The 19,906-nt window shown below is 56.6% G+C and carries 19 protein-coding genes and 2 pseudogenes; 6 read left to right on the top strand and 15 right to left on the bottom strand.

The features are described from left to right. Nucleotides 1-8 precede the first annotated feature (8 nt). Nucleotides 9-1,160, top strand: coding sequence for an efflux RND transporter periplasmic adaptor subunit (locus tag K5D32_RS23120; RefSeq protein WP_221601935.1), 1,152 nt, complete (start codon nucleotides 9-11; stop codon nucleotides 1,158-1,160). 14 nt (nucleotides 1,161-1,174) lie between these two features. Beyond that, complete coding sequence (locus tag K5D32_RS23115) at nucleotides 1,175-4,231, top strand: multidrug efflux RND transporter permease subunit (RefSeq protein ID WP_221601934.1); 3,057 nt, start codon at nucleotides 1,175-1,177, stop codon at nucleotides 4,229-4,231. A 53-nt stretch (nucleotides 4,232-4,284) separates the two neighbouring features. Here K5D32_RS23115 and K5D32_RS23110 read toward each other — a convergent pair whose 3' ends face one another. The 5 genes from K5D32_RS23110 to colR all read right to left on the bottom strand — a co-directional run bounded on the left by K5D32_RS23110 (nucleotide 4,285) and on the right by colR (nucleotide 8,013). Next, nucleotides 4,285-4,512 carry a hypothetical protein gene (locus K5D32_RS23110; RefSeq protein WP_200986486.1) on the bottom strand — a complete coding sequence of 76 codons (228 nt, stop codon included), beginning with the start codon at nucleotides 4,510-4,512 and terminating at the stop codon, nucleotides 4,285-4,287. Beyond that, complete coding sequence (locus K5D32_RS23105) at nucleotides 4,512-5,234, bottom strand: lipopolysaccharide kinase InaA family protein (RefSeq protein ID WP_221578613.1); 723 nt, start codon at nucleotides 5,232-5,234, stop codon at nucleotides 4,512-4,514. The genes K5D32_RS23110 and K5D32_RS23105 overlap by 1 nt, the downstream gene beginning before the upstream one ends. Before the next feature lie 6 nt (nucleotides 5,235-5,240). Further along, nucleotides 5,241-5,921 (bottom strand): class I SAM-dependent methyltransferase, encoded by a 681-nt coding sequence (locus K5D32_RS23100; RefSeq protein ID WP_221601933.1) that lies wholly within the window; start codon nucleotides 5,919-5,921, stop codon nucleotides 5,241-5,243. Between the two features lie 132 nt (nucleotides 5,922-6,053). Further along, nucleotides 6,054-7,340, bottom strand: coding sequence for a HAMP domain-containing sensor histidine kinase (locus K5D32_RS23095; protein ID WP_221601932.1), 1,287 nt, complete (start codon nucleotides 7,338-7,340; stop codon nucleotides 6,054-6,056). Next, nucleotides 7,330-8,013, bottom strand: a complete 684-nt coding sequence (gene colR / locus K5D32_RS23090) for a two-component system response regulator ColR (protein WP_025261685.1) — start codon at nucleotides 8,011-8,013, stop codon at nucleotides 7,330-7,332. The genes K5D32_RS23095 and colR overlap by 11 nt, the downstream gene beginning before the upstream one ends. Before the next feature lie 161 nt (nucleotides 8,014-8,174). Here colR and K5D32_RS23085 point away from each other — a divergent pair, with 161 nt between their 5' ends. Then, nucleotides 8,175-8,915 (top strand): phosphatase PAP2 family protein, encoded by a 741-nt coding sequence (locus tag K5D32_RS23085; RefSeq protein WP_221601931.1) that lies wholly within the window; start codon nucleotides 8,175-8,177, stop codon nucleotides 8,913-8,915. A gap of 88 nt (nucleotides 8,916-9,003) precedes the next feature. Here the strand turns inward: K5D32_RS23085 and K5D32_RS23080 are convergent. The 7 genes and pseudogenes from K5D32_RS23080 to K5D32_RS23050 form a co-directional block, all read right to left on the bottom strand. Continuing rightward, nucleotides 9,004-9,430 (bottom strand): annotated as a pseudogene (locus K5D32_RS23080) (UV damage endonuclease UvsE); the annotation flags it as partial. A 230-nt stretch (nucleotides 9,431-9,660) separates the two neighbouring features. Then, entirely contained in the window at nucleotides 9,661-10,002 is a 342-nt protein-coding gene (locus K5D32_RS23075) for a hypothetical protein (RefSeq protein ID WP_200995574.1), read from the bottom strand. Between the two features lie 10 nt (nucleotides 10,003-10,012). Beyond that, nucleotides 10,013-10,183 (bottom strand): hypothetical protein, encoded by a 171-nt coding sequence (locus K5D32_RS23070; protein ID WP_200995572.1) that lies wholly within the window; start codon nucleotides 10,181-10,183, stop codon nucleotides 10,013-10,015. A 400-nt stretch (nucleotides 10,184-10,583) separates the two neighbouring features. After that, nucleotides 10,584-12,227: a chaperonin GroEL gene (groL, locus tag K5D32_RS23065; RefSeq protein WP_221578617.1), complete on the bottom strand. Its 1,644-nt coding sequence runs from the start codon at nucleotides 12,225-12,227 to the stop codon at nucleotides 10,584-10,586. Between the two features lie 48 nt (nucleotides 12,228-12,275). Beyond that, nucleotides 12,276-12,569, bottom strand: coding sequence for a co-chaperone GroES (locus K5D32_RS23060; protein ID WP_004881479.1), 294 nt, complete (start codon nucleotides 12,567-12,569; stop codon nucleotides 12,276-12,278). A 255-nt stretch (nucleotides 12,570-12,824) separates the two neighbouring features. Further along, nucleotides 12,825-13,316: an FxsA family protein gene (locus K5D32_RS23055; protein ID WP_095068212.1), complete on the bottom strand. Its 492-nt coding sequence runs from the start codon at nucleotides 13,314-13,316 to the stop codon at nucleotides 12,825-12,827. A gap of 67 nt (nucleotides 13,317-13,383) precedes the next feature. Further along, complete coding sequence (locus tag K5D32_RS23050) at nucleotides 13,384-14,115, bottom strand: HugZ family protein (RefSeq protein WP_095068213.1); 732 nt, start codon at nucleotides 14,113-14,115, stop codon at nucleotides 13,384-13,386. A 125-nt stretch (nucleotides 14,116-14,240) separates the two neighbouring features. Between K5D32_RS23050 and K5D32_RS23045 the strand changes: the two genes are divergently transcribed. Next, nucleotides 14,241-14,999 (top strand): SDR family oxidoreductase, encoded by a 759-nt coding sequence (locus K5D32_RS23045; protein WP_095068214.1) that lies wholly within the window; start codon nucleotides 14,241-14,243, stop codon nucleotides 14,997-14,999. 57 nt (nucleotides 15,000-15,056) lie between these two features. Here the strand turns inward: K5D32_RS23045 and K5D32_RS23040 are convergent, their stop codons facing one another. Further along, the gene (locus tag K5D32_RS23040; RefSeq protein WP_095068215.1) at nucleotides 15,057-16,064 is read right to left on the bottom strand and encodes a DUF481 domain-containing protein; all 1,008 of its coding nucleotides are present in this window, start codon (nucleotides 16,062-16,064) and stop codon (nucleotides 15,057-15,059) included. A 132-nt stretch (nucleotides 16,065-16,196) separates the two neighbouring features. On the opposite strand from K5D32_RS23040, the gene K5D32_RS23035 reads away from it, so the two are divergent. Both K5D32_RS23035 and K5D32_RS23030 read left to right on the top strand, forming a co-directional pair. Next, nucleotides 16,197-16,553: an MGMT family protein gene (locus K5D32_RS23035; RefSeq protein WP_095068216.1), complete on the top strand. Its 357-nt coding sequence runs from the start codon at nucleotides 16,197-16,199 to the stop codon at nucleotides 16,551-16,553. A 54-nt stretch (nucleotides 16,554-16,607) separates the two neighbouring features. Then, on the top strand, nucleotides 16,608-18,161 hold the full coding sequence (locus K5D32_RS23030; RefSeq protein WP_221601930.1) for an AmpG family muropeptide MFS transporter: 1,554 nt from the start codon (nucleotides 16,608-16,610) through the stop codon (nucleotides 18,159-18,161). A gap of 33 nt (nucleotides 18,162-18,194) precedes the next feature. On the opposite strand, the gene K5D32_RS23025 is transcribed toward K5D32_RS23030, so the two are convergent. Together K5D32_RS23025 and K5D32_RS23020 are read right to left on the bottom strand one after the other, a co-directional pair. Next, nucleotides 18,195-18,893, bottom strand: a complete 699-nt coding sequence (locus K5D32_RS23025; protein WP_221601929.1) for a permease — start codon at nucleotides 18,891-18,893, stop codon at nucleotides 18,195-18,197. Between the two features lie 8 nt (nucleotides 18,894-18,901). Beyond that, nucleotides 18,902-19,906 (bottom strand): annotated as a pseudogene (locus tag K5D32_RS23020) (hypothetical protein); the annotation flags it as partial.

Raw genomic sequence — 19,906 nt, 5'->3', positions numbered from 1 at the left:
AGTGCAGTATGGTGCGTCGGCGCATGCTGATCATGCTGGGCTTTGTTCTGCTTGTAGTGCTTTTGCTCGCGGGCTACAAGGCGTTCTCCATCTATCGGCAAATCCAGCAGTTCAGCGCCCCGAAACCAGCGGTCAGTGTGGCTGTGGCCACTGCCAGCGAACAACCGTGGCAAAACCTTCTGCCCGCCATTGGCACCCTCAAGGCTCTGCAGGGTGTCGACCTGAGCCTGGAAACCGCAGGCACGGTGAAGGCCGTGCAATTCGAGTCTGGGCAAAAGGTTCGTCTGGGGCAGCCGCTGCTGCAACTGGACAGCGATGTCGAAAAGGGTCTGCTGGGCACTGCCGAAGCAGACTTGGGGCTCGCTCAGGTTGAACACGGTCGCGGCAGCAGGCTGGTGGGCGATCAGGCGATTTCCAGAGGGGATTTCGACAAGCTCGCCGCCCAACTGAAAAAAGCCGGTGCGACCGTCGCCCAGCTCAAGGCCTCTCTGGCCAAGAAACAGATCCTCGCGCCGTTCAGCGGCACCATCGGCATTCGTCAGGTGGATGTGGGCGACTATCTGGCCAGCGGAACGGTCATCGCCACCCTGCAGGACCTGAGCAGTCTTTATGTCGACTTCTATGTGCCGGAGCAGGCGCTACCGAAGATCGCCATCGACCAGATTGTCCGGCTCAGTGTCGCGGCCTATCCGGACCAGTCATTTGAAGCCCGGGTCAGCGCCATCAACCCCAAGGTCGATGACACCACCCGCAATGTGCTGATTCGCGCCACCCTGCCCAACCCTGAAAGCAGACTGCTGCCCGGGATGTTCGCCAACCTGCAGGTTGTGCTGCCCAGCGCCCCAAGCCAGATCGTGGTGCCGGAAAGTGCGATTACCTACACCCTTTACGGCAACTCGGTATTTGTCGTCGTGCCGAAGAAAGACGATAAGGGCGAGCCGGAAAAAGACGCCAAAGGCCAACAACAACTGGCGGTGGAACGGCATTTCGTCGAAACGGGTGAGCGCCGTGCCGGGAAAGTCATCATCACCAAGGGGCTCAAGGCGGGCGAGCAGGTTGTCAGTGGCGGACAGCTCAAGCTCGATAACGGAACCCATGTGGCCATCAGCGCTGACAAGACCCTGTCCGCCGATCCGACCAGCCAGCCACGCGCTGACTGATCAAGGAATTTTTCATGGCATTTACCGATCCGTTCATCCGCCGCCCGGTACTGGCGACTGTGGTCAGCCTGCTGATCGTGCTGCTGGGCTTCCAGGCGTTCAGCAAACTGACCATCCGCCAGTATCCGCAGATGGAAAACGCCATGATCACCGTGACCACGGCCTATCCAGGCGCCAATGCCGAAACCATTCAGGGCTATATCACCCAGCCACTGCAACAGAGTCTGGCCAGCGCCGAAGGCATCGATTACATGACCTCGGTCAGCCGCCAGAACTTCTCGGTGATCACGATCTATGCCCGTATCGGCGCCGACAGCGATCGCCTGTTCACCGAGCTGCTTGCCAAGGCCAACGAGGTCAAGAACAAGCTGCCCCAGGATGCAGAAGACCCGGTATTGAGCAAGGAAGCCGCCAACGCCTCGGCGCTGATGTACATCAGCTTCTACAGCTCCGAGTTGAGCAACCCGCAGATCACCGATTACCTGTCACGGGTCATCCAGCCCAAGCTGGCCACCTTGCCCGGCATGGCCGAAGCGGAAATCCTCGGCAATCAGGTCTTCGCCATGCGTCTGTGGCTTGACCCGGTAAAACTGGCCGGTTTCGGCCTGACCGCAGCCGATGTCACCAATGCTGTGCGCCGCTATAACTTCCTGTCGGCAGCCGGTGAGGTCAAGGGCGAATACGTGGTCACCAGTATCAACGCCACCACCGACCTCAAGTCCGCCGAAGCCTTTGCCGCGATCCCGCTCAAGACCGATGGCGACAGTCGGGTGCTGCTGGGGGATGTGGCGCGGGTGGAGATGGGCGCAGAGAGCTACAACGCGGTCAGTTCGTTCGATGGCATACCTTCGGTCTATATCGGTATCAAGGGCACCCCAAGCTCCAACCCGCTGGATGTGATCAAGGAAGTGCGCCGCATCATGCCGGAGCTGGAAAGCCAGTTGCCACCCAGCCTGAAGGTGTCCATCGCCTATGACGCGACGCTGTTCATCCAGGCCTCGATTCACGAAGTCGTGAAAACCCTGATCGAAGCGGTCCTGATCGTCGTGGTGATCGTGTTCCTGTTCCTGGGCGCCCTGCGTTCGGTACTGATTCCGGTCATCACCATTCCGCTGTCGATGATCGGCGTGTTGTTCTTCATGCAACTGATGGGCTACTCGATCAACCTGCTGACCTTGCTGGCAATGGTGCTGGCAATCGGGCTGGTGGTGGACGATGCGATTGTGGTGGTGGAAAACATTCATCGCCATATCGAAGAAGGCAAGACGCCGTTCGACGCGGCCATTGAAGGTGCCCGGGAAATCGCCATGCCGGTAGTATCGATGACCATCACGCTGGCTGCCGTGTATGCGCCTATCGGTTTTCTGGAAGGCCTGACCGGAGCACTGTTCAAGGAATTTGCCCTGACGCTTGCCGGAGCGGTGGTCATTTCGGGCATCGTGGCCCTGACCCTGTCGCCCATGATGTGCGCCTTGCTGCTGCGCCACGATGAAAACGCCAGCGGGCTGGCCCACAGGCTCGACCAGCTTTTCGAGCGTCTGAAAGTACGCTATCGGCGTCTGTTGCACGGCACCCTCGACACTCGCCCGGTGGTGCTGGTATTCGCCTTGATTGTGCTGTGCCTGATTCCGGTGCTGCTCAAGTTCACCCAATCGAACCTGGCTCCGGATGAAGATCAGGGCATCATTTTCATGATGGCGACCTCACCCCAGCCCACCAACCTGGATTACATCAACGCCTATACCGATGAGTTCGTGCAGATATTCCGGGAGTTTCCCGAGTATTACTCGTCGTTCCAGATCAACGGCTTCAATGGCGTGCAGACCGGCGTCGGTGGTTTCCTGCTAAAGCCCTGGGACGAGCGCAGCCGTACCCAGATGGAAATCCTGCCGGATGTTCAGGCACGACTTGCGCAGATTCCGGGTCTGCAGATCTTCGGTTTCAATCTGCCATCGCTGCCGGGAACCGGTGAAGGTCTGCCGTTCCAGTTCGTCATCAACACCCCGAACGATTATGCCGCGCTGCTGGAGGTCGCCGAGCGGGTAAAGAAACGCGCCGTGGAGTCCGGAAAGTTCGCGTTCATGGATATCGATCTGGCGTTCGACAAGCCTGAGGTGGTGGTCGATATCGACCGGGCCAAGGCGGCCCAGATGGGGGTTTCCATGCAGGACTTGGGTAGCACGCTGGCGACCTTGCTGGCCGAGGCGGAAATCAACCGTTTCACCATCGAAGGCCGAAGCTACAAGGTCATAGCCCAGGTCGAGCGAGCCTATCGGGATAATCCGGGCTGGCTGAACAACTATTACGTAAAAAACAGCGAAGGCAAGCTGCTGGCACTGTCCACGCTGATCACCATCAGCGACCGGGCCAGACCTCGCCAGCTCAACCAGTTCCAGCAGCTCAACTCGGCAATCATTCAGGGTTTTCCCATCGTCAGCATGGGCGAGGCCATCGAGACAGTTCGCCAGATCGCCAACGAGGAAGCACCTGTCGGGTTCGCTTATGACTATGCGGGCGCTTCACGCCAATACGTTCAGGAAGGCAGCGCCCTGTGGATAACCTTTGCACTGGCACTGGCGATCATCTTCCTGGTGCTGGCAGCGCAGTTCGAGAGCTTCCGTGACCCTCTGGTGATTCTGGTCACGGTGCCGCTGTCGATCTGCGGGGCGCTGATCCCGCTGTTTCTCGGGCTGTCGAGCATGAATATCTACACTCAGGTCGGGCTGGTGACGCTGATAGGCCTGATCAGCAAGCACGGCATCCTGATCGTCGAGTTCGCCAATCAGCTACGCCACGATAAAGGACTGTCGGCACGAGAAGCGGTGGAGGAAGCAGCAGCGATTCGTCTGCGCCCGGTGCTGATGACCACGGCAGCCATGGTATTCGGCATGGTGCCACTGATATTCGCGACAGGTGCCGGAGCCGTCAGCCGTTTCGATATAGGGATAGTGATTGCGACAGGCATGTCGGTGGGAACCCTGTTTACCCTGTTCGTGCTGCCCTGCGTGTATACGGTGCTGGCGGCCAAGGACAAACCGGTTGGCGCTGCACGCTCACTGCCTGCCAATTAAAGACTGAAACGCGGAAAGCCCCGTAAAGGGGCTCTGGAGAGTTGAAGTTCATTTCAACCTTTTGGACCGGCCCCCTGGGCCAGGCTGTACATCAATAGCAATAAATCATGATCCGGCTTTACGGCTGCCACGCTTTTCAATGCACGCGGCAACGGGCAGTGCCCTTCACCGTTCTGGACACTGAGAATCTTGGTCGAAGGCTGCTCCCAGGCTGCCACGGCGACAGTTGCCGTTGCCAGCGCACCTACGACAAACAAACCTCTAGCCATTTCAAGTTTCATCACTCCAAACCCTTGATAGTGCTGCCAAACACCGAATGGTAAAAATAGACGAGCTTTTGCCAGTCTGCTGTCTCAAATGACGAATGGCGTCGAAACTGTTTCATATCATGCCGGGCAGCACCATGGGCGGTGAAGCGACGGCGGGCTTTTTCCAGGTCCAGCAGTGCAACTTCCACTTCGGCCTGCGAGCCCTCGCCGCTCACACGCACGAATACATGCTTGCTGTAGAGGCAACTGTGTTGCCAGCGCGCCCTGTGCATCCGGGCCAGGGTCGTGCCTATTTCCTTGAGCAGTCGCTCATGCAGCAGCTCGCCGCAACGCTCGCGACCACCATTGGCATACCACTGGTCGAGATCCTCGAAACCGTCCAGCGCAGCCGTGACCAGCAAGGCACGCCACTCATTGTTCTGATCACGCTCTGCGCCGCAGAACACTATTTCCGGTACGCCAACGTTGACCTGCCGCAGGCCTTCGATTGCATCACGCTCACGCAGGACTGTCGGACGACCCAACGGATACAGCAAACTGCGATAGGTATGGCCTGTCTGGCGTTTGCTGTAAAGCATCGGGCCTTCGCCAGCATAAATCCGCTGAACACCGCTTTCACCACCACGACGAACATTGGGCTCTTCGACCCATTCACCGCGCAGGTTCCAGAAGTGGCCGAAGCGGCTCTCTTTTTTGGAGACTCGCATCGCTTTACCTAAAGTCTGAACATTCATCCCGGACTACCTTTTACGCAGTAAATAGACTCGCCACATGGCGTAAAACGGTAAGAAATCCATGCGTTCCTGAATCCGGAAACCCGCCATCTCGAACTCGGCTTCGACAGTTTCAACCGGTAACACGAAACGATTCTGGTAACTTTCAGCCCCACTTTTGCGCTGTCGATGCAGCTCAAGGCGCTTGCGTTTCCAGGCTTTAAAATTGCCATCAACCCACAAGGAAACAATCACACTGTCACGAGTGACACGCTGAAACTCCCGCAATAGAGACATTCTATGCTCGGCCTGCCCAACATGGTGCAGCAGCCGCATGCAGAAGATGCTGTCCACGGCGTTTTCGGGCAGATCGATTGCAAAGGCAGAGGTCTGCAAAGGTTGTACCCTTTTCACGACATTCTCAGGCTGAGACTCCAGAGCGGTATTGAGCATGTCGGCAGAATTGTCGGCACCGATGATCGAGCGGTTGGTCTTTTCGGCCAGCAAAGGCCAGAAACGACCGGCGCCACAAGGCAGGTCAAGTACAAGCCCAGGGTCTCCCGCCCGATGCAGGGCCTTTCTGGCCAGTTGCTCATCGCGATAATGAGACAGCCTGCGTGACAGTCCGTGCTGATGTTTTTCCAGATACTCCCGTGCATGATCCTTGTTGTACTTGCGCGAGAACTTGAGCTCGATGCGCTTGTTCATGGGGAGGCATCTCATGATTCTTGTTGAGGCCAGCCTAATGGGTAGCCTGTCATCATCAAGTCATGCAGATGTGAAAAAAATGTTCTCTGGGAGCAGAGAACATTTCAAAATATTACAACCAGCATTTATCCATCAGGATTTGGTCACCAGGCTCACCTTGAACCGGCAGCCATTGGGCTCCATGGGCGTAAGCCCCACACTCCAGCCCTGATTCGCACAGATCCGCTGCACCAGGGAAAGCCCCAGGCCAAGGCCTTCGCCGCGCTGTTCATTGCCCCTCACAAAAGGCTCGAACATGGCTTCGCGTTTTTCTTCGGGGATACCGACACCGCTGTCCTCCACGATGAAACCGTCTGCCAGCAGGGTCAGGGTAATAAAGCCCTGATCGGTGTAATGCAGCGCATTGCGCAGCAGATTGCCCATCACCGCATGCAGGAAGGTGGCGTTGTAGCGCACATCGGTGGTCTGGTCGGTTTCTGGCGGGTTGTAGATCAATTGCAGGCCTTTGCCTTCGATCGGTCCACGCCACAAGGCGACCAGTTGCTCGGCAACAGCACCAAGAGTGGCACGTGGCGTCATGGCCGGGTCTTCGCGCTGGGTGCGAGCCAGCATCAGGAAGGTCTGCACCAGGTCGCGCATTTCTTCACAGGCTCTGGCAATACGCTCCACCTGTTTTCTGGCCCGCTGGTCGAGGGCCGGGTTTTCCAGCAGCAGTTCACAGGAGCTGGCAAGCACCATCAAGGGCGTGCGCAGTTCATGGCTGACATCGCTGGTAAACATACGCTCCCGTATCAGCGCCTGCCTGAGACGACCGAGGGTCGCATCGAAAGCCACGGCCAGCTCACCGACTTCGTCGGCGGCATAGTCGGGAGCCAATGGCGGTGCCAGACCCAATAGCTGGTCACGATGGCGAACCTGACGGGCCAGACGCACCACAGGGGCCATGACGCGACGGGCCAGCACCCAGCCCAGAAATACGGCCAGCGCCAGAGCCATGACGAACCCCACCAGCACGACGGCAAACAGGATACGCTCGCGCTCTTCAAAGTCGCTCTGGTCCTGCAGCAAGGCGTAATGCCTGCCATCTACCACTTCGATCATGGCGTGGTAGGACAAAGGACCGCGAAACACCTCATGAAAACCCGGCTCGAGATGGCGCAGGTCCTTGGGCAGGTCGAAATCCCCAGGGCCATTGCTGAAGTAGAACAGTTGGTCCGGCTTGGGGCGATGGCTCCAGTCGCTGACGCTGTCCATCAGCATCAGACGATTGAGATCCCCTCCAAGACCTGCGGAAATCAGTTTTTCCTCAACCAGGTGAACCGTGGAAATGATCCCCACGGCGAAGGATCCGGCGACCAGCGCACTCATCAGGGCAAATGCGATGATGATCCGCTGGGCAAGGCTCTGTTTAAACTCCATCCTTGCCCTCGGCCAGACGATAGCCGACACCATGTACGGTTTGCAGCAGCGGTTTGGGGAAAGGTTTGTCGATCACCTGACGCAACTGATGCACATGGCTGCGCAAGCTGTCGCTGTCCGGGCAATCGTCTCCCCACAGGGCTTCTTCAAGTACCTCGCGACGCAGCACATGAGGGCTCTTCTGCATCAGGACGGCCAGAAGTTTCAGGCCTACCGGGTTGAGCTTGAGCATGCGGCCATCACGGGTGACTTCCAGCGTATCGAGGTCATAGACCAGGTCCGCGACCTGCAGGGTACGCCGCCCTCCTCCCTGGGCACGGCGCAGCACCGCTTCGATACGCGCCGCCAGTTCGGAAAGCGCGAAAGGTTTGAGCAGGTAGTCGTCGGCGCCGGAGCGGAAGCCCTGCAAGCGGTCATCCAGCTGATCCCGCGCAGTAAGCATGATCACCGGTGTGTCACGTCGCGCATCTTCGCGCAGGCGTTTGCACAGGGTATAGCCATCGATGCCGGGCAGCATGATGTCGAGCACGATCAGGTCATAGTGCTCGGTCGCGGCCAGATGCAATCCAGAGAGGCCATCCTGCGCGCAGTCGACGGTATAGCCTTTCATACCCAGATAATCGGCAAGGTTCGCCAGGATGTCGCGGTTATCTTCGACCAGAAGAATTCGCATGGTAGGCACTCTCATATGCAATTTGGGCTGGCGCAGCTTAAGGCGAAGTCAGCCTCAGGGCCAGTACCACATGGCTTTACGTTTTTTTCACTTTATGTGGCAGAAACTGCCGCGTCCCCCGTTACAGCCGTCGGGGCCTTTGCAATTGAACTGGATTCGCCATGTCGACACCCGCAACCCTGCCACACTCTCGCCCGCTCAATCTCTGGATCTATCTGGGCATTCCCTTTGCAACTGCCCTGGTTCTCATGCTGCTGGAACTGACCACACTGGACATGAGCCTCGCTCGTCTGGTTTATGACCCGCAGGCGGGCGACTTCATCGGCAGGCACAGCTATTTTCTCGAAGACATTCTGCACGACCGCGCCAAGCAGGTGGTCATTGGCATGGCGGTCGTCTCGATGCTTCTTTTCGCGGCCTCGTTCAAGGTCGGACGCTTGATGCCATGGCGCCGAGAGCTGGGTTGCCTGGTGCTTTCCATGGCGCTTTCGACCGGCTTCGTGACACCGGTAAAAGTCATCACTTCAGTGCAATGCCCCTGGAGCCTCACCGAGTTCGGTGGCAAGGAAACTTACAGCGAACTGCTCGCTTCACGCCCTGAAACGGACAAGCCGGGCCGCTGCTGGCCGGGCGGTCATGCAGCGACAGGATTTACGCTGTTCGCTCTGTTCTTCATATTCCGTGATCGCAAGCCACGCCTGGCGAAAGCCGGACTAGTCCTGGCTTTGAGCCTGGGATCGATCTTTTCCATCGGCCGCATGCTGCAAGGCGCGCACTTCTTCTCGCACAACGTCTGGACGGCGGTGTTCTGCTGGCTGATCTGCCTGGGCGCGTATTACTTCATTCTGTACAGACCGGATAAAAGCGTGCAGACAGAGCACAGCCTGCTCGTGAAGCCTTAAGTCATGCATGGGTTGTGTGCCTGGACTCGAACATGACGTCGAAGCGATCAAGAAAAAGGGTCACATATTCGTTGGTCCAGCGACTCCACATCATGCGGATCATGTCGGCGTGATACTCGAATTCGGCCAGGCTGTTCTCGACCACTTCCGGCATGTCGGACCCCAGCACACAATATTGGCCCGGGTGCATGGACAACCGGATGCCGGCAGCACGCGCCTCAGCGCCAATGGCAGCAAAGCCTTTGATCAGGGTCGACTGAATGTCCGGCTGGCGTTAGAACGCACAGACTTTCGGGTGACTGTAGAACGGCAGCAGATCACTGCTCAGGCGTAACATTTTCAGGGCGTCAGGCAAGGTCGCCACATAAGCCAGCAAGCGCAACTGGGCTTCGAGGTTGTGGTCGATGATTTCTATCAGCTTGGCGTGAGCAACCTCGGTGGAAACGCTCTCCATCCAGCGCAACGTGGTAGTGCGCGGGTTCCGATTCAATGGTTTTCCGCTCACCAGCCGACAGGTTGCGTTGAGGGTGGCGATACTGGCATGCAAAACCGAATGAATGGTGCTCAGACTATCTTCGCTCTTCATACTGGCTTTTAGCTGTATGCGTGCCCCCCCTGACTTGTACCCAGCCCCGTAAGCGATCATTGCTCGAATAGTGAGCATAAAGCTGGCGATGAAAGGCACTGCCAGCAGAAGAATTCCTCTTCTACCGCCGCATGGGGTGATGACTTCCACGGCTGCGTTTTAGTCGGGCAGCGATTCAGGTGGCACAGCTATTTTTGCGGTTGGACGGCGAAGATCCCTAGGCGAGAGCGTTTCTCCAAGCACAAAGAAAATACCGACGCAGCCCGCAAGTGCAGTGGGGCCTTTGGCGGCAAGTGCCAAGTCCAGCAGAGCGGGACTGAATACGGACACTGCCAAAACGAAGAATGGAACCATGGTGGCTCCGTTCAGGAATGAAACGACACACTCGTCTTTACGGATACTCCGTCCTTGCATGAACCACCGGAGTACAACACAAAACAATCCAACGACAACCGTCCATGCATCAATGGTCCACTCCGTGACCAAGGCAACAACATCCATAAAAAACTGCTCAAATAATTGCGAAGGACTTTAGCGCCACAAAAGCGGATCCTGCACCCGCGACTGAAGCAAAACCCATGACTTCCATTGAGGTGGTATCAACACCGAACATGCCAGCTACAGATATGCCGACAATCGCGCCCGAAAAAATCAAGCGTAAAGTTCTAAAATCCAGTGTCATGGTCCTCTCCTTGAGGTAATTGGGTCTCAAAAGCGCGCGCATTCTGCGTTACGCAACTACGTTATGCAACGATTCAGACCTTAAATCCATATGTGAATTCGACGATTTTGGATCCTTTTTACAGCTAATTAACCGAAGTTACTGCATTGCCACATCATGTTCATTCAAGAATGAATCATTTTTGGCGACGATGCATGCAAAATAACGATTATTTTTTATGCCTCGCCGTAAAAAAATCTTTCAATTACAACCAACCTTTTTCAAAAAACCGACGACTTGCACGCAAAAAAAACGGCAGTCATCGTGCGCCTATGGCAATGAACAGCTTACGGAATGCCCAAAAACAAAGAACCCTGCACTAGGCAGGGTTCTTCGTAGTGTCGCTTGGGGTGAGGCTGGCTTACATCATGCCGCCCATGCCACCCATACCGCCCATGTCCGGCATGCCGCCAGCCGCTGGCTTGTCTTCAGGCACGTCAGCGATCATCGCTTCGGTGGTGATCATCAAGCTGGCGATGGAGGACGCTGCCTGCAGAGCAGAGCGAGTCACTTTGGCCGGGTCCAGAATACCCAGGTCGATCATGTCGCCGTATTCGCCGGTAGCAGCGTTGTAACCGAAGTTACCCGAACCCTGCTTGACCTTGTCGACAACAACGCTTGGCTCGTCGCCGGAGTTGGCAACGATCTGGCGCAGTGGAGCTTCTACAGCGCGACGCAGCAGAGCGATACCGACGTTCTGATCGGCGTTGTCGCCTTTCAGTTCGGAGATGGCCTGCAGGGAGCGAACCAGAGCAACGCCACCGCCAGGTACCACGCCTTCTTCAACGGCGGCACGGGTAGCGTGCAGGGCGTCTTCAACGCGGGCTTTCTTCTCTTTCATTTCGACTTCGGAACCGGCACCGACCTTGATCACTGCAACGCCGCCAGACAGCTTGGCCAGACGCTCTTGCAGTTTTTCCTTGTCGTAGTCGGAGCTGGTGTCACCGATCTGCTGGCGAATCTGAGCGATGCGCGAGTCGATTTCGGTCTTGACGCCGGAGCCGTCGATGATGGTGGTGTTTTCTTTGTTCAGCACAACGCGCTTGGCATTACCCAGGTGCTCCAGGGTAGTGCTTTCCAGGCTCAGGCCGATCTCTTCGGAGATAACGGTACCGCCAGTCAGGACAGCGATGTCCTGCAGCATTGCCTTGCGACGGTCGCCGAAACCTGGAGCCTTGACGGCTGCAACTTTCACGATACCGCGCATGTTGTTCACAACCAGAGTCGCCAGGGCTTCGCCTTCAACGTCTTCGGCAACGATCAGCAGAGGACGGCCAGCTTTTGCGACTGCTTCCAGAACCGGCAGCATTTCGCGAATGTTGGAGATCTTCTTGTCGACCAGCAGGATCAGCGGGCTGTCCAGCTCGGCAACCATGGTGTCCGGCTTGTTGATGAAGTACGGGGACAGGTAACCACGGTCGAACTGCATGCCTTCTACGACAGACAGTTCGTTTTCCAGACCCGAACCTTCTTCAACGGTGATAACGCCGTCTTTGGTCACTTTTTCCATGGCTTCGGCAATGATGTCGCCGATGGAGTTATCGGAGTTGGCGGAGATGGTACCCACCTGAGCGATAGCCTTGGTGTCGGTGCAAGGCTTGGACAGTTTCTTCAGCTCGGCAACGATGGCGATGGTCGCCTTGTCGATACCGCGCTTGAGGTCCATCGGGTTCATGCCGGCAGCGACGGCTTTCAGGCCTTCGTTGACGATAGCCTGAGCCAGAACGGTAGCGGTGGTAGTACCGTCACCAGCGTCGTCGTTGGCACGGGAAGCAACGTCTTTGACGAGTTGCGCGCCCATGTTCTCGAAACGGTCCTTGAGTTCGATTTCCTTGGCAACCGAAACACCGTCTTTGGTGATCAGAGGAGCACCGAAGCTCTTCTCGATGATGACGTTACGGCCTTTTGGACCCAGGGTCGCTTTTACTGCATCAGCCAGGACGTTCACACCAGCGAGCATTTTTTTGCGACCGGCGTCGCCGAATTTAACTTCTTTAGCAGCCATGATCTTTATTCCTTGAATACTTTGTCGTGACGGAAATCAGCGGGGTTCTCAGCCTTCGATGACAGCGAGAATTTCGTTCTCGCTCATCACCAGCAGGTCTTCGCCGTCTACTTTCACAGTGTTGCTACCGGAGTAAGGGCCAAACACTACTTTGTCACCCACTTTCACGGCCAGCGCACGTACTTCACCGTTATCCAGCACACGGCCGGTACCTACAGCGACGATCTCGCCACGGTTAGGCTTTTCAGCAGCCGAACCTGGCAGCACGATACCGCCGGCAGTTTTCGTTTCTTCTTCGCTGCGACGGATTACGACGCGGTCATGCAGAGGACGAAGCTTCATTGTCGATCTCCTGATTATGGTTTTAGAGCGCTCGGTGAATACACCGGCGGGGTTTAAAAAATCCGGTCTTGCCGGTCACGGTTCGACGAGCGAACCGCAGAATACGGTCTGGCATAAAGGCCAGAAACCTTGCGGTGACCCATACATAAGGGCGAGCAAGGTGATTACAAGTCTCGCCCAGGATTTTTTTTCGTATAACAGGCACTTGAAAACGAACACGGCACCCGAAGGTGCCGTGCAGACAGCTTGCGACGGTTACTTGTCGCGATGCTCGAATTCGCCTTCGATGACATCGGGCTCACGAGCCGTCTGATGAATCGCGCCGGGACGGCTGTTTGCCGGACCCTGGCTGGCCTGATGCATGTCCTCGGCGAATGCTCGCTGACGCATGGCCTGATTCTCGGCACGCTGGCGCAATTTGTCGGCCAGCATGCGGCGAGTGAACGGCAACAGGCAGATAACACCCAGAATGTCACTGATGAAGCCTGGCAGCAGAAGCAGACCGCCACCTACGGCGATCATAAGGCCTTCAAGCATCTGCTGGGCAGGAAGCTCGCCACGGGCCAGGCTTTCACGGGCACGCAACGCTGTGGCAAACCCTGCCACGCGCATCACGAACAACCCGAGCACCGAAGTGCCGAGCACCAGCAGGAAGGTCCAAAGGAAGCCGATGGACATGCCGACTCGTACCAGAATAAACAGCTCCAGCACCGGGAAAAGCAGAAAGAGCAGCAAAAAAACACGCATCAAATCAGTTCCTCTACGGAAGAATGCCTTCCAAGTAGACCGTATGTGATGTCAGAAGATCGTTAATTCAAGCTTTTTGCTCTTCAGATGACGGCCATTTTTGCACGCGAGCCAAATGAACCAAGGCTTCGCGCACTTGTGTCGGCGTATTGCAGGGCTCGCCAAATGCCAGCCAGTGGATGCCGCGCCCGATCCGCAGATGCATGCCCTCAGTGTCGAGACCGACCATTTGTGCAGGCTCGGTCTGCGGCAGACCGGACAGCGCCACGTAATGGGCGATTGCATTGGCGTGGTCGTCATTCATGTGCTCGACCATGCGGGTTTCGACTTCCCCGGCGAACGGGTTGGCCAGGGCAACGTCATCAAGCCAGTGGATGGCGCCAAAGCCGCCAATGTAGCGATAGCGCACCGGAGTCAGTACCCAGAAATCGAAATCATGAGCCGTGTGGTAGCTCTGCGACTCGGGGAAATAGCGGTAATAACGCAGGGCAGCCGCTTCAATGGCTTGTGAATCGGTCAGCTTGCGGGCCTCGGCCAGCACCGTGATACGCCCCACTGCCTGAACATCATCGGCTTCGCGCTCGCCCACCAGCAAGGAACACTTCGGGTCCTGAGTCAGGTTGTGGGTGTGCTGGGCAATACGGCTTATCAGAATCAGCGGCCTGCCCTGCTCATCCAGGCAGTAAGGCACTGCCGAGCCGAACGGAAAGCCCGGCATGGACTTGGAATGTGTGGACAACACAGAGCGGTACTCTTTGAGCAACAACTCCCGGGCATTTTTAGAGGCTTTCGCGCTCATCCTGTGACTCCTTATAACGTTTTCGTCAGAATAAAGACGAACGCGCTGAAACAGCTTATAAAGTGTTGTGAATGGCATCCATGATGAATGATGCCACGGCATTGGCTTAGAGATTGGGCACGCACATGGAATTGAAAAACAAGTTAATTATTATTACGGGTGGCGGTCAGGGGCTAGGCCGTGCAATGGCCGAGTATCTGGCAACCAAGGGCGTCAACCTGGCGCTGGTGGACCTTAACCAGGAAAAACTCGACCAGACCGTCACAGCCTGCAAGGCACTGGGAGTGGAAGCCCGCGCCTATCTGGCCAACGTCGCCAATGAAGAACAGGTGACGGATACGGTTGCCAGGATAGCCGAGGACTTCGGCCCGATTCATGGCCTGATCAATAATGCCGGAATCCTGCGCGACGGTTTGTTGCTCAAGGTCAAGGACGGTGAAATCACCAAGCTGAGCCTGGCGCAATGGCAGGCCGTCATTGACGTCAACCTGACCGGCGTCTTCCTCTGCACTCGGGAAGTGGCGGCAAAAATGGTCGAGCAGAAGAGCCAGGGCGCGATCATCAACATTTCATCGATATCCCGCGCCGGCAACATCGGGCAGACCAACTATTCGGCCGCCAAGGCCGGGGTGGCTGCGGCAACCGTGACCTGGGCCAAGGAGCTGGCGCGTTATGGCATCCGGGTCGCAGGCATTGCACCAGGCTTTATCGAAACCGAAATGACCGGCAGCATGAAACCCGAAGCCCTGGAAAAGATGACGTCGGCCATCCCGCTCAAGCGCATGGGCACGCCAGCCGAAATCGCGCATTCGGCGGCTTATATTCTGGAGAACGATTACTACAGCGGCAGGATTCTGGAGCTTGATGGGGCAATGAGGATCTAGGTTGAGCCCCCACGGCATCGCTACGATTGCGGGATGCCGTGGGGAACGTGCCGTTTTTTACCAGCTCACACCGAAGCCAGCGGTGTAGCGAGTCTTGTCGACGTCGCCATTATCCGAACCGCTGATGATGTTTCTCTCGGCCTTGAGGTTGAGGGATGCCCAGTCCGTGACCTTGTAACGCAGCCCCGCTTCGACATCCATCGAGTAGTCGGCCACGCCGCTCAGAGGCTTGCCCACTTCGCCGTTAGTGAAGAACTCGAACTTCTTGCCGACCAGATAGCGGTTGTAGTCCCAGGTGCCGGCGACCGCATAGAAGTTCTCCTTGTCACCGTTGGCGAACTCGAAGTCGGTGCGGTTGAGCAGCGCGCCCACCTTGAATGCACCCAGTTCGTCATCCCAGAACTGATAACCGGGACCGGTACCGACGGTGCGCTGACGGGAGAGGTCTTCGATCTTGTCACGCTTGTAGGTGATACGCGCATCCCAGAACAGCTTTTCGGTCAGGAAGCGGTCCAGGGAGTATTCAGCGCTCCAGTTATCGGTGCTGACCGCCTCGTCAGTCGTCTCGCGGTTGTAGTCGCCCTTGGCGTTATGCCGCCACTGACCATGGCGTGCCGAGGTCTTGAAGGCCACGTTGTAGTCGTTGGTATCGTTCTCGGCTCGCTGGAAATCCAGGGCGGCATCGATATTGCCCTTCCAGACTAGGTCGGTGATGACCGGCTTGGGCTTGATGATTTGCTGGATACTGGCCAGTTCCACGGTTTTCGGCGCTTCACCGTTGACCAGCACGACCTTGCCGTCATCGCCAGCCTTCAACGACTTGGCGACTTCGCCTGTGTACTGATCCTGTTTGATCAGCAATGGCTGATCACTTTCAAGGGTCTTGACCTGCTTCCAGTCCAGAGGCACGGAACCGCCATAAGGCGTCTCGATGAGCAGCTTGCCGCCATCGAAAACTTTGATCGTGCCGCTCAACCGGTCACCGTTCTTCAACCAGACGGTATCGGCAAGCAGTGGAGTGGAAATCGTGGTTATTGCGAGGCACAACAGGGTTCTGGACAACATAAGCGACTACTAGGCTCTGTTAAGCGGAGAATCGGGCATTATCCTGCAGGCCAGCAGGACGACGTCAGGTATCAATGACAGTAAGATATTTCCGTAGTTCCCGTGCCAAAGCTTTTAAACAGGAATAAAAACGTGATCCCTGCCGCCCCAGAACATGAAGATCCTGCCGGGCTTTCTCCCGCAGAGGCCCGCCGTACGGCGCTCTATCTCACACTTGAGCAGGTACCGGAAGGCAAGGTCGTCAGTTATGGGCAATTGGCCGAACTGGCCGGGCTGGGAAAAGCTGCACGCTGGGTCGGACGCACTTTGAGCCAGTTGCCCCAAGGCACTTCACTGCCCTGGCATCGGGTATTGGGGGCTGGCGGCAGGCTCAGCCTGCCACTGGGCAGCATTTCAGGTGACGAACAGCGTGCCCGCTTGCGTGCAGAAGGCCTTACCATCCGTAACAATCGGGTCGATATGCAGCGCCATGGCTGGCGTCCCACGTAGCACAGCGGTTAGAGTGCGCCCTTTGTTTTCGCAACCTGAGGCAGTTTCCAGCCCATGCCCCGTAAAACCTGGCGCGCCGCGCTCGCCGCCTATGCCAGCCCCTCGACATTAGTATTGCTGTTGCTTGGTTTCGCAGCGGGCATGCCTTACATGCTGGTCTTCTCAACGCTGTCGGTCTGGTTGCGCGAAGCCGGTGTCGCCCGCGAAACCATCGGTTATGCCAGCCTCATCGGTCTGGCCTACGCCTTCAAATGGGTCTGGTCGCCATTACTCGACCAATGGCGCCTGCCTCTGCTCGGGAAACTGGGCCGCAGACGCTCATGGCTGGTCCTTTCACAGGCGCTGGTGATGCTGGGCCTGATCGGCATGGGCTTTTGCGATCCGCAGCAGCATCTTTCCTGGTTGATCGCCATTGCCGTGGTGGTGGCCTTTGCTTCTGCGACCCAGGATATCGCCATCGATGCCTATCGCCTGGAAATCGCTCAGGACACCCAGCAGGCAGCCCTGGCCGCCAGCTACATGTCCGGCTACCGGGTCGCGGCGCTGCTCTCTACTGCCGGCGCACTGTATTTCGCCGAAGGTTTCGGCTCGACGGGGTTCTCTTACAAGCACTCGGCCTGGACCGGGACCTATGTGCTGTTCGGCCTGCTCATGCTGCCCGCTCTGGTGACCACCTTCATCATGCGTGAACCGCCAGTGCCGCTGCGCACCCAGTTGTCAGCAGCGCGCTACGGTTTTGTGCATCAACTGGCATCGGTATTCGTGCTGATCGTGCTGCTGGTTTCCGTGCCGGCCATGTTCACCCAGCTCTACAACACCGACTTCGCCAGCGTATTGTTCGAGGGCAGCAGCTGGATGGACCTGCTGATGGAAGACCGGGCCTTCCTGCGTTCCATCCTTTATATCCTGCTCACCATCGCCTGCCTGTCCTCCATGGGACGACGCGGCCTCGCGCCCGTGCTGACCCCCGTCAACGACTTCATCATGCGCTACCGCTGGCAGGCCTTCATCCTGCTGGGCCTGATCGCGACCTATCGCATGTCCGACACGGTAATGGGCGTCATGGCCAACGTGTTCTACATCGATCAGGGCTTTACCAAGGACCAGATTGCCAGCGTCAGCAAGATCTTCGGTCTGATCATGACCCTGCTGGGCGCGGGCGTCGGTGGTCTGCTGATCGTGCGCTTCGGCATCATGCCGATCCTGTTCATCGGCGGTCTGAGCTCAGCGGCGACCAATATCCTGTTCCTGCTCCTGGCCGACATGGGCCCGAACCTGAAGATGCTGGTGCTGACCATTTCCCTGGACAACCTGAGTTCAGGGCTGGCCACATCCGCCTTCGTGGCCTACCTGTCGAGCCTGACCAACCTCAAGTTCTCCGCTACCCAATACGCCCTGCTCAGCTCGATCATGCTGCTGTTGCCACGCCTGATCGGCGGTTATTCAGGAGTCATGGTGGAGAAGTTCGGCTACCACAACTTCTTCCTCATTACTGCACTGCTGGGCGTGCCGACCTTGCTGATGATCATCCTGCAGTGGAGCAAGGAAATCCGTACGGCAGCCAGTCAAGACCAGCCTGAAAAGACCGTAGCTGACCAACCGCAATGATCCAAAGCCCGGTGCATCAGACACCGGGCTTTTTTACCACTCCCATGATTTCTCCATGTACTCGACCGTGGGTGGCAGGACCGAGTGCAGGAATTGCAGGTATTGCTCGAATAACGCCTTGTTGGGGAAGTGGGCCACAAAGCCTGTGGTGATATCAGTGCAATGGATAACAATGATTGAGCGCTTACGATCAATCGTGACGAAGTTATGCATATCCCATGGACGAGTCTCTCGATGATGGATCGGGTTCTTCCAATTCAGCAAAGTACGCGCTGCTCCGATTGAAATGGCGGCTGGGCCGAGCAGGAAGAGCAGCGAGCCGGTGGCGAGCGCGACGCCGAGAAAGAGCAGGATGGTGAAAATGGCGATGCCTTTGAAGAGCGGGCCTGCGAAGTCTGGGTAGTGAAGGAAGTGCTCGACAGAGCCTGATTGGGTTGTTAGTTGGTAGTTGAATATGGTTTTCTGCCTGACCGCAAACACAATCAAGTAAGTTGCGAATAGTGCGCACGCACAGCCCGCACCAATAAGCAGGTTCAGTTCCTCAGGCAAACTATCCCACATTAGCCACAAGCAATAGAAAAAAGGGAGCGCACCTGATACAAGTACCGCAATATAAGCCTTTGCCAGCTCCCTTGGTGGACAATCAATTATTTTGGTGCTCCACATCATGACAGAGGTATCGGTGCAGGAAGTTGGGTTCTGCTCTGTACGGCAGGTTGTCACATAAGTCATACGATTTCTTATTCCGGAAGCGCAAGGGTCAGCGCGTGGGCACGACTGTATTTATTGATTTCAAGGTCCGTAACAGTTGAGCCGTCGACCGTCATGTTTCCTTCCGGGCTTAGCTCTATCTGATACAGATAGCTTTGAGCTTGTTCACCCGAGACACCGACCGCCTTCGGGTACCAGATTTGCAGCTCGATATAGGAAACCTCTTGCCTGAGCGGAACCCAGGTTTTCCAGACGACATCCTCACCCGCAGGGAAATTCGGAAAATACAGATCCGATGGATGATAAGGCTTTTGTTCATTGCCGAGCCTGCCGAACTCCTTTAGCGGAGTAAACTTGCCAAGCTCTTCAAATTTATCTGCAATGGGTGTATTGGTTTCCTCCGTAGGCAGAAAACCGAAAGGTCGTGTACTGCTGATTACGTTAAGCTGAACCCATTGCCCGCGTATGGTTTCAGGCAAACGTATTTGTATCCAGGCACCGTTTTGCACTGGCATATTTACATACCCGGCTGCACCTATGTATTGCTGCCTATACTCAACCGTGCTTTTAATGAGAATTTGCGGGCTCAACTGGATTTCCAGCAAAGAACGCTTTTCTTCAGTTTTTCCTTCCAGATTATCCGCATACCGATATTCAGACGAACGCGACCAGCAGCACTTTTTCAACCACCAACCGACACTATCCTGCTTGAAATAGTTCAGGACCATGGTGGCAATTAAATAAATAGATCCGACGACTAGAAGAGCAACAGCAAACCATGGACTCATTACAATAGCTACGAGTGTCTTGGACAGACTCAACCCAGCAATCAATTGCAGAGAACCGCCGATACTCATCAAAACAACAGCAACCCCTTTTACAGAAAGCGCGATTTTTTCCTCTGAAGTCTTGGCATTGCTGTGATCATCCCAGATGTCCCAAATCTCCAACACCGCCGCCACTACTGCAAAAGCTCCCAACGCCACCATCGTGACCCTGAACCCGCGAATCGCATCCCCCCAGACCTTATTCCC

This window comes from Pseudomonas cichorii (assembly GCF_019719005.1).
Classification (GTDB): domain Bacteria; phylum Pseudomonadota; class Gammaproteobacteria; order Pseudomonadales; family Pseudomonadaceae; genus Aquipseudomonas; species Aquipseudomonas cichorii_E.
Note: the sequence above shows the minus strand (reverse complement) of the source record. Positions and strands in the feature narration are given on the sequence as shown.

Bases quoted from the DNA above. Each gene is read 5' to 3' on its own strand.
- K5D32_RS23100 (WP_221601933.1), bottom strand. From the start codon at position 5,921: ATGAACAAGCGCATCGAGCTCAAGTTCTCGCGCAAGTACAACAAGGAT.
- K5D32_RS23070 (WP_200995572.1), bottom strand. From the start codon at position 10,183: ATGACACTGGATTTTAGAACTTTACGCTTGATTTTTTCGGGCGCGATT.
- K5D32_RS23105 (WP_221578613.1), bottom strand. From the start codon at position 5,234: ATGAATGTTCAGACTTTAGGTAAAGCGATGCGAGTCTCCAAAAAAGAG.
- K5D32_RS23095 (WP_221601932.1), bottom strand. From the start codon at position 7,340: ATGGAGTTTAAACAGAGCCTTGCCCAGCGGATCATCATCGCATTTGCC.
- K5D32_RS23040 (WP_095068215.1), bottom strand. From the start codon at position 16,064: ATGTTGTCCAGAACCCTGTTGTGCCTCGCAATAACCACGATTTCCACT.
- K5D32_RS23110 (WP_200986486.1), bottom strand. From the start codon at position 4,512: ATGAAACTTGAAATGGCTAGAGGTTTGTTTGTCGTAGGTGCGCTGGCA.
- K5D32_RS23025 (WP_221601929.1), bottom strand. From the start codon at position 18,893: ATGACTTATGTGACAACCTGCCGTACAGAGCAGAACCCAACTTCCTGC.
- K5D32_RS23030 (WP_221601930.1), top strand. From the start codon at position 16,608: ATGCCCCGTAAAACCTGGCGCGCCGCGCTCGCCGCCTATGCCAGCCCC.
- colR (WP_025261685.1), bottom strand. From the start codon at position 8,013: ATGCGAATTCTTCTGGTCGAAGATAACCGCGACATCCTGGCGAACCTT.
- K5D32_RS23075 (WP_200995574.1), bottom strand. From the start codon at position 10,002: ATGGATGTTGTTGCCTTGGTCACGGAGTGGACCATTGATGCATGGACG.
- K5D32_RS23120 (WP_221601935.1), top strand. From the start codon at position 9: ATGGTGCGTCGGCGCATGCTGATCATGCTGGGCTTTGTTCTGCTTGTA.
- K5D32_RS23055 (WP_095068212.1), bottom strand. From the start codon at position 13,316: ATGCGTGTTTTTTTGCTGCTCTTTCTGCTTTTCCCGGTGCTGGAGCTG.
- groL (WP_221578617.1), bottom strand. From the start codon at position 12,227: ATGGCTGCTAAAGAAGTTAAATTCGGCGACGCCGGTCGCAAAAAAATG.
- K5D32_RS23050 (WP_095068213.1), bottom strand. From the start codon at position 14,115: ATGAGCGCGAAAGCCTCTAAAAATGCCCGGGAGTTGTTGCTCAAAGAG.
- K5D32_RS23085 (WP_221601931.1), top strand. From the start codon at position 8,175: ATGTCGACACCCGCAACCCTGCCACACTCTCGCCCGCTCAATCTCTGG.
- K5D32_RS23060 (WP_004881479.1), bottom strand. From the start codon at position 12,569: ATGAAGCTTCGTCCTCTGCATGACCGCGTCGTAATCCGTCGCAGCGAA.
- K5D32_RS23045 (WP_095068214.1), top strand. From the start codon at position 14,241: ATGGAATTGAAAAACAAGTTAATTATTATTACGGGTGGCGGTCAGGGG.
- K5D32_RS23115 (WP_221601934.1), top strand. From the start codon at position 1,175: ATGGCATTTACCGATCCGTTCATCCGCCGCCCGGTACTGGCGACTGTG.